The organism is Sphingobacterium sp. UBA6645 (genome assembly GCF_002455685.1).
GTDB classification, from domain to species: Bacteria; Bacteroidota; Bacteroidia; order Sphingobacteriales; family Sphingobacteriaceae; genus Sphingobacterium; species Sphingobacterium hotanense.
Genome location: NZ_DKLH01000070.1, coordinates 18,638 through 34,492, shown reverse-complemented (window position 1 = coordinate 34,492; position 15,855 = coordinate 18,638). Strand labels below are relative to the sequence as shown.

General features: G+C 42.1%; 12 protein-coding genes. 10 read left to right on the top strand and 2 right to left on the bottom strand.

Annotated features, from left to right (window positions below; all coding sequences use genetic code 11):
- Window positions 1-263: 263 nt before the first annotated feature.
- Window positions 264-2,183 carry a molecular chaperone DnaK gene (gene dnaK / locus B2400_RS12925; protein ID WP_293933972.1) on the bottom strand — a complete coding sequence of 640 codons (1,920 nt, stop codon included), beginning with the start codon at window positions 2,181-2,183 and terminating at the stop codon, window positions 264-266.
- Between the two features lie 269 nt (window positions 2,184-2,452).
- On the opposite strand from dnaK, the gene B2400_RS12920 reads away from it, so the two are divergent.
- The 4 genes from B2400_RS12920 (at window position 2,453) to B2400_RS12905 (ending at window position 6,045) form a co-directional block, all read left to right on the top strand.
- Window positions 2,453-3,013 carry a thioredoxin family protein gene (locus tag B2400_RS12920; protein ID WP_293933969.1) on the top strand — a complete coding sequence of 187 codons (561 nt, stop codon included), beginning with the start codon at window positions 2,453-2,455 and terminating at the stop codon, window positions 3,011-3,013.
- 611 nt (window positions 3,014-3,624) lie between these two features.
- Window positions 3,625-3,984, top strand: coding sequence for an MmcQ/YjbR family DNA-binding protein (locus B2400_RS12915; RefSeq protein ID WP_286652324.1), 360 nt, complete (start codon window positions 3,625-3,627; stop codon window positions 3,982-3,984).
- A gap of 163 nt (window positions 3,985-4,147) precedes the next feature.
- Window positions 4,148-5,278 (top strand): PCMD domain-containing protein, encoded by a 1,131-nt coding sequence (locus tag B2400_RS12910; RefSeq protein WP_286652315.1) that lies wholly within the window; start codon window positions 4,148-4,150, stop codon window positions 5,276-5,278.
- Complete coding sequence (locus B2400_RS12905; protein WP_286652316.1) at window positions 5,278-6,045, top strand: outer membrane beta-barrel protein; 768 nt, start codon at window positions 5,278-5,280, stop codon at window positions 6,043-6,045. The genes B2400_RS12910 and B2400_RS12905 overlap by 1 nt, the downstream gene beginning before the upstream one ends.
- A gap of 78 nt (window positions 6,046-6,123) precedes the next feature.
- On the opposite strand, the gene B2400_RS12900 is transcribed toward B2400_RS12905, so the two are convergent.
- Window positions 6,124-7,086: an isopenicillin N synthase family dioxygenase gene (locus B2400_RS12900; protein ID WP_149524726.1), complete on the bottom strand. Its 963-nt coding sequence runs from the start codon at window positions 7,084-7,086 to the stop codon at window positions 6,124-6,126.
- Between the two features lie 274 nt (window positions 7,087-7,360).
- Between B2400_RS12900 and B2400_RS12895 the strand changes: the two genes are divergently transcribed.
- The 6 genes from B2400_RS12895 (at window position 7,361) to B2400_RS12870 (ending at window position 15,826) form a co-directional block, all read left to right on the top strand.
- Window positions 7,361-7,819: a MarR family winged helix-turn-helix transcriptional regulator gene (locus B2400_RS12895; protein ID WP_149524727.1), complete on the top strand. Its 459-nt coding sequence runs from the start codon at window positions 7,361-7,363 to the stop codon at window positions 7,817-7,819.
- 13 nt (window positions 7,820-7,832) lie between these two features.
- A complete protein-coding gene (locus B2400_RS12890; RefSeq protein WP_293933964.1) occupies window positions 7,833-10,259 on the top strand; it encodes a 3-hydroxyacyl-CoA dehydrogenase/enoyl-CoA hydratase family protein in 2,427 nt (808 codons plus the stop codon).
- A 45-nt stretch (window positions 10,260-10,304) separates the two neighbouring features.
- Window positions 10,305-10,664 carry a four helix bundle protein gene (locus B2400_RS12885; RefSeq protein ID WP_293933962.1) on the top strand — a complete coding sequence of 120 codons (360 nt, stop codon included), beginning with the start codon at window positions 10,305-10,307 and terminating at the stop codon, window positions 10,662-10,664.
- 164 nt (window positions 10,665-10,828) lie between these two features.
- Window positions 10,829-12,001: an acetyl-CoA C-acyltransferase gene (locus B2400_RS12880; RefSeq protein ID WP_260044493.1), complete on the top strand. Its 1,173-nt coding sequence runs from the start codon at window positions 10,829-10,831 to the stop codon at window positions 11,999-12,001.
- A 35-nt stretch (window positions 12,002-12,036) separates the two neighbouring features.
- A complete protein-coding gene (locus tag B2400_RS12875) occupies window positions 12,037-13,830 on the top strand; it encodes an acyl-CoA dehydrogenase family protein (protein ID WP_293933958.1) in 1,794 nt (597 codons plus the stop codon).
- A gap of 211 nt (window positions 13,831-14,041) precedes the next feature.
- On the top strand, window positions 14,042-15,826 hold the full coding sequence (locus B2400_RS12870) for a hypothetical protein (protein WP_293933956.1): 1,785 nt from the start codon (window positions 14,042-14,044) through the stop codon (window positions 15,824-15,826).
- Window positions 15,827-15,855 lie beyond the last annotated feature (29 nt).

Genomic DNA, 15,855 nt, shown 5'->3' with positions numbered 1-15,855 from the left:
AATTCATATATCAGTTTAGTAATTAGTATTTAGACCTATTGCTGGCCAGTATTTACGCCAGATCCTGATCATCCTTACATCCTTCCTTTCCTGGTTCAGAAATAGTAGTTAGACCTATGGCTGGCTAAAATCCCCAACTATCGCCTACTAAAAACGCACAAAAAAAGTAGTGAGTAGTTAGTAGCCGACCATAGGTCTAACTACTAACTACTCACTACTAACTACTAAAAACAAAGCCGATTCATCAGAATCGGCTTTGTTTTTTATTTCACTTCTTCAAAATCTACATCTTGCACATCATCTGCGCCACCTTGGCTTCCGCCGTTGTTGGCTTGTTGTCCGGCATTGCCTTGCGCTTGCTCTTGGCCTGCGCCTTGTTGTGATGCTGCGTACATCTCTTCAGATGCTGCGTTCCAAGCGTTTTGTAGCTCAGTAGATGCAGTATCGATGTCTTCAAAGTTTTTAGCAGCATGAGCAGCTTTCAATTTCTCTAAACCTGCTTCGATAGGTGCTTTTTTATCTGCTGAAATCTTGTCACCGTATTCTTTCAATTGTTTTTCGGTAGAGAAGACTAATGCATCAGCAGAGTTCAACTTATCAACTTCTTCTTTTACTTTTTTATCCGCTTCAGCGTTAGCTTCTGCTTCTTGTTTCATACGTTTTACTTCCTCGTCTGATAGACCTGATGAAGCTTCGATACGAATGTTTTGCTCTTTACCAGTAGCTTTATCGATCGCTGATACTTTGATGATACCGTTGGCATCGATATCGAATACTACTTCGATTTGAGGGATACCACGTGGAGCAGGAGGAATGTCTGTCAATTGGAAACGTCCTAATGTACGGTTCTGTGCAGCCATCGGGCGCTCACCTTGTAATACATGGATCTCTACAGATGGTTGGTTATCTGATGCTGTCGAGAAAACCTCCGATTTACGCGTAGGGATTGTTGTGTTAGACTCGATTAATTTTGTCATCACACCACCCATTGTTTCGATACCTAATGAAAGTGGAGTAACGTCTAATAACAATACATCCTTAACCTCACCAGTTAATACACCACCTTGGATAGCAGCACCTAATGCTACAACCTCGTCAGGGTTAACGCCTTTTGAAGGCTCTTTTCCGAAGAATTTCTTAACCGCTTCTTGAATTGCAGGGATACGTGTAGAACCACCTACTAAGATAACCTCATCGATATCTGAAGTGCTGAAACCAGCGTTTTTCAATGCTGTACGGCAAGGCTCGATTGTACGCTCTACTAATGGAGCAACTAAGCTTTCAAATTTAGCACGTGATAAATTACGAACTAAGTGTTTGGGACCTGTTGCATCAGCAGTGATGTATGGTAAGTTGATCTCCGTAGATGTTGTGCTTGATAATTCAATCTTCGCTTTCTCAGCAGCTTCTTTCAAACGTTGCAATGCCATCGCGTCTTTCTTCAAGTCGAAGCCATTGTTTTCGTCAGCAAATTCTGCCGCTAACCAGTTGATGATTGCGTTATCGAAGTCATCACCACCTAAGTGTGTATCACCATCCGTAGATTTTACTTCAAAAACACCGTCACCTAATTCTAACACTGAAACGTCATGTGTACCACCACCACAGTCGAACACAGCGATTTTCATGTCTTTGTTTGCTTTGTCAAGACCGTAAGCTAAAGCTGCTGCAGTAGGCTCGTTGATGATACGTTCTACTTTTAAACCAGCAATCTCACCAGCTTCTTTGGTCGCTTGACGCTGCGCATCGTTAAAGTATGCGGGAACAGTAATTACTGCGCGAGATACCTCTTGTCCTAAATAGTCCTCTGCAGTTTTCTTCATCTTTTGAAGAATCATCGCCGAGATCTCTTGAGGAGTGTATTTACGGTCGTCAATTTCCACACGTGGTGTATTGTTGTCGCCCTTTACCACTTTATATGGTACATGTGAAATTTCATTTTTTGCCTCGTCAAATGAGGTACCCATAAAACGTTTAATGGAATATACCGTTTTGTGTGGGTTAGTGATAGCTTGACGCTTTGCAGGGTCACCAACTTTACGCTCGCCACCATCTACAAATGCTACAATCGAAGGCGTCGTACGTTTCCCTTCGTTGTTTGCAATAACTACCGGTTCGTTACCTTCCATTACAGCAACACATGAGTTGGTAGTTCCTAAGTCGATTCCTATAATTTTTGACATATCTTATTTATATTTTCTTTTTTACGTTGTTAATTTCTCTATACTCATCAACGCTTATGCCAAAGGATTGTTTTTACCTTTTATCCGACGAAATCATCCATTCCGACAGTTAATTGTCATGGTTCTGTGACAATATGTCACTGAAAGCCCAATATGACCGCCTGAAATCGGTCATCTTTACCTCATATTGCAACAGGAGAACATGACCTTCGTCAGGTTTTTTCTGAATTATATTATTATTCTGTACTTTTGATGAAAAATAATCCAACATGAATTTTGATGAATACCAGAGGTACTTCGCAGATATTTTAGAAAACACAGAGAAATACGAAGTCTACCACAGTGATGCTGAATACCTAAATTACACCAAGTTAAATTGGTCGAGAATGAACAGATGGTTAAAGAAATTCGAACCATCGGAAGAGATGAAAGCATGCATTCAGCGTATCAAAGATGAACAACATTGGATTGTAATCACCGAACCTTGGTGTGGTGATGCGGCACACTCCGTAGCCCAAATTTATAATATTGTCAAAGACAATCCTTTTATCGATTTAGATATACAACTCCGCGACACCGAGCCATTCCTTATTGACGAATACTTGACCAACGGCGGTAAATCCATCCCTAAGTTAATTATCCGTAATGATGTAGGTCATGACAAAATCGTGTGGGGACCACGCCCTGCCGCCCTGCAGACCATCTTCGAAGAGATGAAAGCAGAAGGAAAACCTTTCCCGGAAATCAAAGAAGCCATCCAACGTTGGTATAATGACGATAAAGGGGTTGAAATCCAAAAAGAATTGCAAGAAGCGCTGAAGGAATATTAGGGTTTAGATTTGAGATATTAGACATTAGATATTAGAACAGTATAGTTTAGAATGGGCCGTGGAAACAAGCCCTTTTTTTGTAGAGTTGTTTTCTTTCTTTATCTCTTTCTTTCTTTTCCACTTTCCACTTTCCGTCTTTCTTTCTTTCTCTTTTGTACTCTTATTGATTTTTTTTTGAACGTCGGTTTAAACAAGGAAGGTTGGTTGTTTTGAACCAGGAAAAAAAGGATGTAAGGATGATCAGGATCATGATGAAAGGAAAAAAAGGAGCCTATATTGAATTAAGAAAGGTAAGATGGATTATTAATATTTAGTAATGATTGTTTATTAATTAAGCCCGATCCTGCCAATCCTTGCATCCTTTTTTTCCTGGTTCAAATCAAACTCTACAACCGCCATCGGACTAATATCTAATATCTATACCCCAACTACTACCAAAACCCCTTGTAAACCCAATACATAACCCTTTCACTTCCCTTTCAAACCCAATCGCGAGCGGGTTTGAAAGGGGTTTACATGGGTTCTATATGGAGTATAACCTGAACTTGTCTTTGCGTTATTTCCAAGATTCTCTTACATTTATCTATCATTTATCATTCAGCTATACGCCTATGAATATTGAAGAGCTTCGCGACTATTGCATTGTACAAAGAGGCACCACAGAGGAGACACCTTTTGGGCCGGATACCTTAGTTTTTAAAGTGATGGGCAAAGTATTTTTGCTGGTTGGGTTAGATCAGGTTGAAGACCTCACTTTCAATGTTAAGTGCGATCCGGAATATGCGGTGGAACTGCGCGAGAAATACGAACATACAGTAAAACCGGGTTACCATATGAATAAGAAGCATTGGAATACGGTGTATGCAAATCGGCAGCTTACGGATGCTGAGCTTTTTCGGTTGATTCAGCATAGCTATGATTTGATCGTGCAAGGGCTTCCGAAAAAAATAAGGGAAGAATTGGCGAGCTAAGGCCTTGTTTACAACGAAGTAGCGCATACCGAATGTAAAGAATCTGTTTGATTGGGAAATCTACCTCTGGTTTCTACAAGCTTCCTCCTTATTAATACTATCTTTGCCGCGGTTATTACCTGCCCATCAGGTATGCCGATTTTATTAACAATACAGTATTATAATGATTTACTCAAAACTTTGGCTTATTCCCATTGGGATTTTGCTTTTTCTATCAAGTTGTATTAAAGACGAGGCCAAGAACATGGAAGCGGATATCGTTTCGGTGAATGTTCCTGACAGCGTCATCAACACGAAGCCGATCATCAACAATCGCAATGTCGTTATCTACATTAAGCAAGGTGCGATCGACTTAAAGAAGTTTGCGTTCGAATTCGAATTGACGCCAGGGGCGGTATCTGTTCCTGCATCAGGCAGCGAACAGGATTTTACAGCGCCCGTTGCTTATGAAGTTACCTCAGAAGATGGCAAGTTCACGAAGACTTACCATGTTTCATTGATTGAATCTTCTGTGCCGTCGAATTTCGACTTCGAACTTTTCGGGCAGGATGAGAAGAAGAAATGGATCTATTTTTATGAAGAGGTCGAGGGGATGCAACAGAGTCTATGGGCATCGGGCAACTCGGGCTTCGCCTTTACGGCGGGCAACAACCCTACAGAGCAATCTTACCCTACGCAGTCGACAAGCGATGCGAAATATGTGGTGAGTGGCGAGCATGCCCTATACTTAGAAACAAAGTCTACAGGCTTCTTGGGCGGACTTGTTAAAAAACCGATTGCTGCGGGCAACCTGTTTATCGGTTCGTTGTTCAGCAAGTCTATTGTTGAAATCGAAACGCGCTTTGGTTTGCCATACAATAAGGTGCCGGAGACATTCGAAGGATTCTATAAATATGAGCCGGGCGCTAAGGTTATCAATGCGCAGGGGCAAACCGTGGATGTGACGGACGAGTGCGATATCTATGCAGTATTCTATGATCGCGTTGCTTTAATGAAAGGCACTGCCAATGATGATGTCAATCCGGGGCGTACTTGGTTAACAGATGCTGACGTTAAGAACAGTCCATATATCGTCGCTATAGCTCAGGTGAAGGAAACAGGTAAAACCGATGGCGACGGCATGGTAAAGTTTACTGTACCTTTTGAGTTCAAGAAAGAATTTAATCGCGCGGAGGTGGATGCCTTCCGATATAATATTGCTGTAGTGTTTTCTGCAAGTAAGAATGGTGCTGTTTTCCAAGGAGCAGTGGGTAGTAAATTAATTGTAGACAACGTAAAAATCAACACGAAGTAATGAATAAGCTATATAAAAATATTAGATACGCGGTTTTAAGTTTTTGTGCTTTGGTACTTGCTAGCTCGGCTTCGGCGCAGGTTCAAGAGCCTGGTAAATTGAGTTTGGATGTTGAAGTCGGAACAAAAATCGGCGGTGCGGCTCCATTGAGCATGCCGGTCGAAATTCGCGAAATCAAAAGTTTCCGTCCTGCTATGCCTTTTTTCGTCGGTGCGAAGGCAAACTACGCGATCGATCAGCATTGGGGCGTACGTGCAGGCTTGGTTTTGGATGGCAAGGGGATGAAAACAGAGGCGAATGTGAAAGGATATAAAACGACATTCAATGCTGCCGAGGATCCTTCAGAAAACGTAAGAGGGTACTACTATGGTGATATTTCCACGAATGTAGAAAATCTGTACCTCACGGTTCCTTTGCAGGCGACTTATCAATTTGGCGAGCACTGGAATGTGCAGGCGGGCCCTTATGTTTCTTTTGCAGTCATGAAGAAATTCTATGGAGAGGCAATCGAGGGATATATGCGCGATGAAGAACCGACAGGTGAGAAAATCGGGATCAACAATACCGCCTATGATTTTAAGAACAGTATCAGAAATGTCGATGTGGGAATGAGCTTGGGAGGAAAATACAGTTTCGCACAACGCTACTATGCTTTGGCTCAGTTTGATTATGGTTTCAATAGCATCATGAAAACAGGCTTTGAAAGCATCAGTTTTAATATGCATAATATCTTCATGAATATAGGCGTGGGAATGCGCGTATTTTAGTGAAAAAGCAAATACATGAAAAAGGGGCAGTCTGATAAAGAAAGCCCCTTTTTTATGAAAATGTCTGTTGAAAATGGATTACATTTTCAATCCAATTTCTCTAAGTCTTTCGTCTAGATACTGTCCTGCCGTATAATCTTCGTATGCTTTCGGGTGTTCCGCGTCGATACAAGAATCTAAGCTCGCTAAACTCATGCTTGCTTTCGGATGCAAGAAGAATGGAACCGAGAAACGTGATGTACCCATCAGTTCTCTTGGCGGATTCACCACACGGTGGGTTGTCGATTTTAATTTGTTGTTTGTTAAACGTTGCAACATATCGCCTACGTTCACCACAATGTCCTTACCTTTTGCACGGATTGGGAACCATTCGTTGTCCTTCGTTAATACCTCTAGTCCGTCAGCACTAGCGCCAATCAATAGCGTGATCAAGTTGATATCCTCATGGGCACCTGCGCGAACAGCCTCCGGAGAGATAGCATCAGGGTTTTCAATAGGGAAGTAGTGTATAGCACGAAGAATAGAATTTCCGTTGATGACGTACTTTTCAAAGTAATCTTCGGGCAATTCAAGGTATGTCGCAATTGCTTTCAACAAATTACGACCAGCTTCTTCAAGTTTCTTGTAGATTTCTGATGTCGCGGCATTGAACTCTGGAAGTTCCGTAACTTCCGGGTTGTCTGGGAAATCAGCTTTCGAATATTCCTCACCAACGATGGTTTGTCCGCGTTGCCAGAATTCTTTTAAGTCTGGAGTAGTGGAGTCCTTGGCTTTTTCTCTTCCTTTGGAAGTATAGCCACGTTGGCCTGCTAGTTCAGGAAATTCATATTTGCGTTTGATTTCTTCAGGCTGTCCGAAGAATTTCTTTACGCTGTCATAAAGACTATCGATTAGTTCGTCCGAAAGGCCGTGGTTGGCAATGGTCACAAAGCCTGTTTCGTTAAAGGCTTTGCCTAAATCTTGCACAAACTGAGCGCGTTGCTCGGCTGTACCCGCGGTATAGTGCGTTAAGTCTAATCTTGGGATATTTACTAATGCCATGTTAATTTTATTTGAGTACAAAGTTAATGTATTAAAAAGCGTAAAAATACGTTTGCTGTTTATAACCGGTTTTAAAAACAGCTTAAAGATATGATTTTCAATGGGTAAAAGTTTTCCACATTTTGAAAACATAGTCTTTATTTGGGCTTTTCTCCTAAAACTAATTCATCTATGTCAAAGATTTATTAAAAAATCACAAAAGAGTTTGTTTTTTAAAATCAATCTGTTAAATTTGTTATGCTTGCATAATAAATATTAAAGAAGCGTCCCAACTATGAGCCAAGATAACACGATAGATTATTTTTTGAAGACAGCCTGGCAAACGGTTGCAAACAAATATAATGTCATTGCTTCGCAGCATGGCTTCACTCAAGCCGCTGGATATATTTTAATCAATATCCACCGTGAGGGTACTCCGGTTTCGCAGATTGCTAATTCCACGGGCGTGAAGACCACGTCTTTATCTCGCGTTTTAAATAACCTGGAAAGCCTAGGTTTTATTTATAGAGAGACGAGCGATACGGATAAGCGTTCGGTTAAGGTTTATTTGACCGAATTGGGCAGAGAGAAGCGCGGTATTGCGAAGGATGTGGTAAGAGAGTTCAACGAGTTTTTGAACAATTCTTTTACCGACAGAGAACGGACAACATTGATCAAGGCATTGGCGAAGATCAATGAATTAGCATTAAACTATGCGCCAGAGAAAAAAATAGCGCAGACAGTAATAAAATAGAAAAACACAAGATATGAATAGAAATATTAAGAAAGTAGCTGTATTAGGATCCGGAGTAATGGGGTCACGAATTGCTTGCCACTTTGCTAATATCGGTGTGGAGGTATTGTTGTTGGACATTGTTCCACGTGAGCTTTTACCGGCCGAAGTGGCCAAAGGCTTAACCTTCGAAAGTCCATTGGTTCGCAATCGTATTGTGAATACCTCTTTGGACACGGCAATCAAGTCGAACCCTGCGCCTTTATTCAGCAAGTCTTTTGCAAAGCGCATCTCTACGGGTAATTTTGAAGATGATATGTTCAAGATTGCTCAGGTAGATTGGGTTATCGAAGTCGTGGTAGAACGTTTGGATATCAAAAAATCGGTATTCGATCAGGTTGAACAATACCGTAAACCGGGCACATTGATTACTTCGAATACTTCGGGTATTCCAATTCATTTGATGGAAGAAGGTCGCTCAGAAGATTTTAAAGCACATTTCTGTGGTACCCACTTCTTCAACCCCCCACGCTATTTACAACTATTAGAAATTATACCTACACCTAACACGAAAAAAGAAGTTGTTGATTTCTTGTTGGAATTCGGCGACAAGATGTTAGGCAAAACGGTGGTATTGTGTAAAGATACACCGGCGTTTATCGGTAACCGTATCGGTGTTTACTCCATGCTTGCCTTGACGCATTTGGTGGAGAAAATGGACTTGACGGTAGAGGAGGTCGATAAATATACAGGCCCAGCGATGGGGCACCCTAAATCGGCAACCTTCCGCACGGCAGATGTTGTAGGTTTAGATACCTTGGTCAACGTGGCCAATGGTTTAGCGCAGAATGCGCCTGATGATGAGGCGAAAGGCGTATTCCAACTGCCATCGTTTATCACCAAAATGGTAGAGAACAAATGGTTGGGCGAGAAAACTAAAAAAGGATTCTATGAGAAAGTGAAGGATGCGAGTGGAAACTCCGAAATCCTCTCTTTGAACCTGAAGACTTTTGAATATGGTACACAGCAAAAGGTTAAATCTTCGACTTTAGAAGCTACCAAAGCTGTTGAAGATATTCGCAAGCGCATGAAGGTGTACGAGCAGGGTACAGATAAGGCTGCGGAATTATTCCGTGCGATGCATTACCCATTGTTCGAATATGTTTCAAAACGTGTTCCTGAGATTACCGACGATTTCTTCCGTATCGATGACGCGATGCGTGCTGGTTTCGGTTGGGAAATTGGTCCGTTTGAAGTATGGGATGCTTTAGGCGTACGCGAAACAATAGAGAAAATTAAGAAGGAAGAGAAACGTCTTCCGGGCCAAGATGGCGAAGTTGCTCACTGGGTACACGATATGTTGGCTTCGGGATTTGAATCTTTCTATAAAGTTGAAAACGGTGTGCGTCATTTTTATGATATCGCATCGAAATCATACAAGCCAATCCCAGGTACCGAAGACTTGATTGTATTAGACCATATTCGCGATACCAAGACGATCTGGAAGAACTCTGGGGTGTCGATCATCGACTTAGGCGACGGCATTATCGCTTGTGAGTTCCACACGAAGATGAATACCATTGGTGGCGATGTTATTCAAGGATTGAATAAAGCAATCGACCTAGCGGAAAAAGAATACCGCGGATTGGTAATCGGTAATGACGGCAAGAACTTCTCTGCTGGTGCGAATATCGGGATGATCTTCATGATGGCGGTAGAGCAAGATTACGATGAGCTGAACATGGCGATTCGTATGTTCCAAAATACATCGATGAGAATCCGTTATTCAGCGATTCCGGTTGTTGTGGCGCCATTCCAGCTGGCGTTAGGCGGTGGATGTGAGTTCTCTATGCACGCTGACTTTGTTCAGGCACATGCAGAGACCTACATGGGACTGGTAGAATTCGGTGTTGGTGTTATCCCTGGTGGTGGCGGTTCGAAAGAGTTCGCATTGCGCGCTTCAGACGAATACAAAGACGACCAGATTACACAAAACACCTTGAAAGATCGCTTCCTGACCGTTGGTCAAGCTAAAGTATCTACTTCCGCTGTTGAAGCCCACGAGTTAGGATACTTGGAGACCGGAAAATACGCGATCACGATGAATCGTGCGCGCCTCTTAGCAGACGCGAAAGCAAAAGCGATAGAACTAGCGGATGCAGGTTATATACAACCCGCACCAAGAAATGACATTAAAGTTTTAGGTAACCAAGGATTAGGTATAGTCTACGTAGGAGCATCCTCGATGCGTGCCGGAAATTACATCTCCGACCACGACAAGAAGATCTCCGAGAAACTAGGCTGGGTAATGTGTGGTGGCGATTTATCAGCCCCAACAGAAGTATCCGAGCAATACCTCTTGGACCTAGAAAGAAAAGCATTCCTCGAACTTTGCGGCGAGCGCAAAACGTTGGAGCGTATTCAGCATATGTTGACGAAGGGAAAGGCACTTCGGAACTAGTGAATAGATTTTAGACATTAGACTGTAAGCTGGCAATAGAATAAAATGCATAACCTGAAAGAGATCAAAGTTTGGAAGAAAGCGATCAAGCTGGCTACAGAAATCTATCTTGTAGTTTCTGATTTTCCAAAAGAAGAAAAGTTCGGGTTATCGAATCAAATTAAAAGGTCAGCAGTATCAATTGCTTCGAATATAGCGGAGGGCGCAGGGAGGAATTCAAATAAAGAGTTCGGGCAGTTTCTCAGTATCGCAAATGGTTCTTGCTATGAACTTTTAACGCAAATCACGATTGCGTCGAAGCTAGGTTTAATGGAAAAATCAAAGTCTGAAGAGATATGCAAAAAGATCGTCGAGATTCAAAAGATGATCTATGGTTTTAAAAAGAAATTGAAAAAAGAGGTTTGATTCTTTAGAGCGGAGAAATTCTCCGCTTAAAAAGAAAATATCGGAATAATATTGTGGGAAGGATTCTAAAATCTAACATCTCCCACCTTACATCTAAGTATAAACAATGGGAAGAATGCAGATTCTGATGTCTAATGTCTCCCATCTAATATCTAAAAAAAGAAATGGAAGCATACATTGTAGCAGGATATCGTACAGCGGTGGGGAAGGCCCCTAGAGGTGGTTTTCGCTTTATGCGTGCAGATGATTTGGCGGCTGATGTCATCAAGCATTTGGTGGCCTCTGTTCCAAATTTAAATAAAGAAGAAATCGACGATGTGATTGTCGGGAATGCGATGCCTGAGGCGGAGCAGGGATTAAATGTTGGACGCTTGATCTCTTTGATGGGATTGCAGACGGATAAGGTTCCGGGTGTGACGGTAAACCGTTATTGTGCATCGGGATTGGAGACTATTGCGACTGCTGTGGCGAAGATTAAGTCGGGTATGGCCGATGTAATTATCGCTGGGGGGGTGGAAGTGATGTCTGGGATGCCTTTTGGTGGCTGGAAGATCGTTCCGAACCCTGTTGTTGCAAAGGAAAATCCGGACTGGTACTGGGGGATGGGCTTAACGGCGGAAGCGGTAGCTCACGACTATAAGGTTTCACGTGAAGATCAAGATGCATTCGCATTGAAATCGCATCAGAAAGCAATCGCAGCGATCAAGAATGGTCATCTGAAAGATGGTATCGTGCCGATTACGGTAAAAGAGAACTACCTGAAAGATGGCAAGATGGCGACGCGCGAATATGTGGTGGATACGGATGAAGGTCCTAGAGCTGATTCGACACTAGAGGCATTAGCGAAACTAAGACCGGTATTTGCTGCTGATGGTAGTGTTACGGCGGGTAACTCATCGCAAACATCAGATGGTGCGGCTTTCGTTTTGGTGATGTCTGAGGCAAAGATGAAAGAATTGGGATTACAGCCTATTGCTAAGTTGGTAAGCTATGCAGTGGCAGGTGTTCCACCGCGTATTATGGGTATCGGTCCGATCTACGCTATTCCAAAGGCTTTGGAGCAAGCGGGATTAAAGAAAGAAGATATTGACCTATTCGAATTGAATGAGGCCTTTGCTTCGCAATCCTTAGCTGTGATCCGCGAATTGGGATTGGATGAGGAAAAAGTGAATGTAAATGGTGGTGCTATTGCATTAGGACACCCACTGGGTTGTACCGGTGCGAAGTTGACCGTACAGGTATTGAACGAATTGAAACGCCAAGGCAAGAAATACGGGATGGTGACGATGTGTGTGGGAACTGGACAGGGAGCAGCTGGTATATTCGAATTACTATAAGATTAAAAGTATAACAAGGCTTAAAATAAAATATTATGTCTGAAGAAGTAAAAAATAAAGCAATTAAGGGAGGTGAGTTCGTAATCCGTGAAACACCTTATACTGATATATTCATTCCTGAAGAATTCGATGAAGAGGCGCAGATGATTCGCCAAACCTGCATCGACTTCTTAGATACCGAGGTATTGAACAAGCTTGAGCGCATTGATGCGCAGGAGGAAGGTTTGATGCAAAGCCTGATGGACAAAGCGGGTGAGCTTGGTATGTTGGGGGTATCTATTCCTGAGGAATATGGCGGTTTTGGAAAGAATTTCAACACTTCTATGTTGGTTGCTGATGCAGTTGGTGGTGGATTCTCCTTCGCTGTAGCATTGTCGGCACATACGGGTATCGGTACTTTACCGATCCTTTACTATGGAAATGCAGAGCAAAAAGCGAAGTATATTCCTAAATTGGGTACTGGTGAATGGAAAGCAGCATACTGCTTGACGGAGCCTAACTCGGGTTCTGATGCGAACTCAGGTCGTACATCCGCAAAATTGAATGCGGAAGGAACGCACTACTTGATCAATGGTCAGAAGATGTGGATCACAAATGGTGGTTTTGCTGATATCTATATTGTATTCGCGAAGATTGATGACGATAAAAACTTAACGGCATTTATCGTGGAGAAAGACTTCGGCGGTATCACGATGAATCCTGAGGAGCATAAATTAGGTATCAAAGGTTCTTCTACACGCCAGATCTTCTTCAATGATTGTCCGGTTCCTGTAGAAAACATGTTATCCGAGCGTGAGAATGGATTCAAGATTGCGGTTAACATTTTAAATATTGGTCGTATTAAGCTTGGTGCTGCGACGATTGGTTCTGCTCGTGCAGTATTATCGACGGCTATCAACTATGCTAACGAACGCGTACAGTTTAACTTGCCTATTTCCAAATTTGGAGCTATTCGCTATAAGATTGCGGAGTCTGCTATTCGTTTATTTGCGAACGAATCTGCGGCTTACCGTGCCGGACAGAACATCGATGATGCCTATGATGCGTTAATTGCTGGCGGAATGGACGAAGCGAAAGCGAAGTTGAAGTCTGTAGAGCAGTTTGCGATCGAATGTGCGATCATTAAAGTATGGTGTTCTGAGATGTTAGACTATGTGGTTGACGAGGGTGTTCAGATCTATGGTGGTATGGGCTATTCAGCAGATGCACCAATGGAGCGTGCATACCGCGATGCTCGTATCAACCGTATCTTCGAAGGTACAAACGAGGTGAACCGCTTATTAGTAATCGATATGTTGTTGAAACGTGCGATGAAAGGCGAGATTGATTTAATGGGGCCTGCAACAGCAGTAGCAGGCGAATTGATGTCTATTCCTGACTTCGGCGAAGAAGATGAGACTCCATTTGCTGCTGAGAAGAAAATCATCGCTAACCTGAAAAAGGCTGGTTTGATGATCGCAGGATCTGCTGTGCAGAAGTTAATGATGTCTTTGTCGAAAGAACAAGAAATTTTGATGAATATCTCTGATATCATTGGATATGTCTATGTAGCAGAATCGGCATTATTGCGCGCAGAGAAATTACAGCACACCGTAGGTGGTGAAAAAGCAGCTTACGCTGCGGATATGGCTAAAGTATACTTGTACTCAGCTGTTGACAAAGTAAATATTGCAGGTAAAGAAGCTTTATACTCTTTTGCTGAAGGAGATGAGTTAAACATAATGTTGGTTGGTCTTCGTCGCTTCACTAAAGCACAGCCATTCAACGTGAAAGATGCTCGTCAGCGAATTGCTAAAAAGCTTATTGAAGAAAATAAATACTGTTTCTAGTATTAAGGTTGATTATGGAAAGGCCCCGAGAAATCGGGGCTTTTTTTGTTTTTCAATGATGCACAATTCTCTTGAAAAATACCCTTTGTTAGGTATTGATTGCAGGATGCTTCACTTTGTAATTTCGTAAAGATCACTTTAATGTACGGTTATGAAGTATTTTGATTTGCTAAAAAGGTTGTTTTTGGTTCTGTGTATAACGACATTTTCCATGTCTTGCGATAAAGAAGAGGCTGTTGATCCGAAGCCAAAAGAACCACCTATAGAAAAGCCTGACAATGCGACCAATGGGGGCGACATATATCGCTATCAAATGATAACTGTCAATGTTCCTTCTGAAACTCTGACAAAAGAAAGCTATACGGCCAAATTGGGGGACAAAACCGTAACGCTCACTCGGCTGGATGAGAAGAATCTAATTTTTATTCCCGATGAAAATATCCCCTTTGGAGAGCAACGACTGGTAATTCCCGAGCTAAAGGATTTCGCAATCAAATTTGAAATAAAGGATCAGGTTCTGGCAAATAGTCCGGAGAAGACACTGGAGCCTCTATTGAATAAGTTTCAAGAAGTTATAGATGCAGGTGGAACGCCTGGCGCAGAACAGGCTATTTCGAATGTGAAAGCCGCTAAGGATGCCTTCACAAAAGCAAATAGTAACCAGCGGAAAATAATGGCACAGACTTACATGGCAAATAAGGCCTTTATCGATCAGCTTATTCAATCTTCTTTTTCTAATCGCATACAAATCGCCAGAACTTCCCTACCGACCTTGCAAAATATCGGACAGAAGGCTGCAATTGGAGGCAATGTTCATGGAACTTTGTCCAATCAAGAGAAGATTGACCTAATCAACAAGCATATGACTGCCATTCTAGTGATGTCCGTTTCGGCGGGCGGTGTGGCTTTTGCTTTGCCTTGGGGATGGCATACGCTTGTTTTTCTGGGTGCTACTGGCGTCGCTGCCTGGTGTGCAATTGATGCAGTAGTGGAAATCGCTCGATTGACTTTCTATTATACAGCTATTGAATTTGGGATTACAAATACAAATAGATCGAAGCGTGAAACCCTTTCTCCCGGGATTAAAGGTAACATCCTAGGGTTGAATACATTGATGGCTTCTACGCCCGGCACATTGGATATCGTGACAGGAAAGGACCGAATATTCGCCTTCAACATGAATGCACGCAGCCCACAATCGGGAGATCGAACAGGAAGTAGTCTGCTTATGAAGACCTTGTTCGAAAAAACCGACGAGCTAAATGGTTATCTAAATAAAGCAAATAATGCAATCAATTGGGTCAACTCAAACCTGTATGCAGGTTTTTCAATCTTCAAGATTCCTACATTTCCGAATGTAGGTCAAGTTGGTCAAGTTCAGGTTGGCACAAATATCTTTGATAAAGAGCTAAAACTAAGTATTAGCCATCCGAACTTGAAAGTAAATAAGCTAGCATTGAGTCAATCGGGAAGTCTTCTCCTCAATGTTGAAACAGTAAATACGACGGAGTCGACTATAAACGCCGAGTTGAAATATGCCTTTGAAGATGATTTTACGAATTTTTCCGGCTCTGTGCCTATAAAAGTCCAAAACAACATCTCTTTGGTGGGTACCTGGAAGCTAGTGTCATTATACAGTGGGATTCCGGTTGGAGAGGAGGTTCTCTATACGCATCCTCAATGTTCTAATATCGTTTCATTCAAGACTACGACCACGGGTCAAATGGTTTTTACGGAAACTACATTCTCCTCACAATATCACTATGATACCTATAATCGGGGGTCTTATGCGGTTAATCTGGAAAACTGTACGATAGTAGGAAATTATCCTTTGAAGCATGAACCGGTAAATGGTGGATATTCAGGAACATATACCTTAGAGGGTATGAAAATAAAATATATTGGTATAGTACCGAATATAAACGTGTTCGAGTTAATTGATGATAATTCGATTAATTACGGAGGTGATATTTTTGTACGGGTAAATTCTAGTTAGTTGCGCTTAAGTAATATTACTTTTGAACC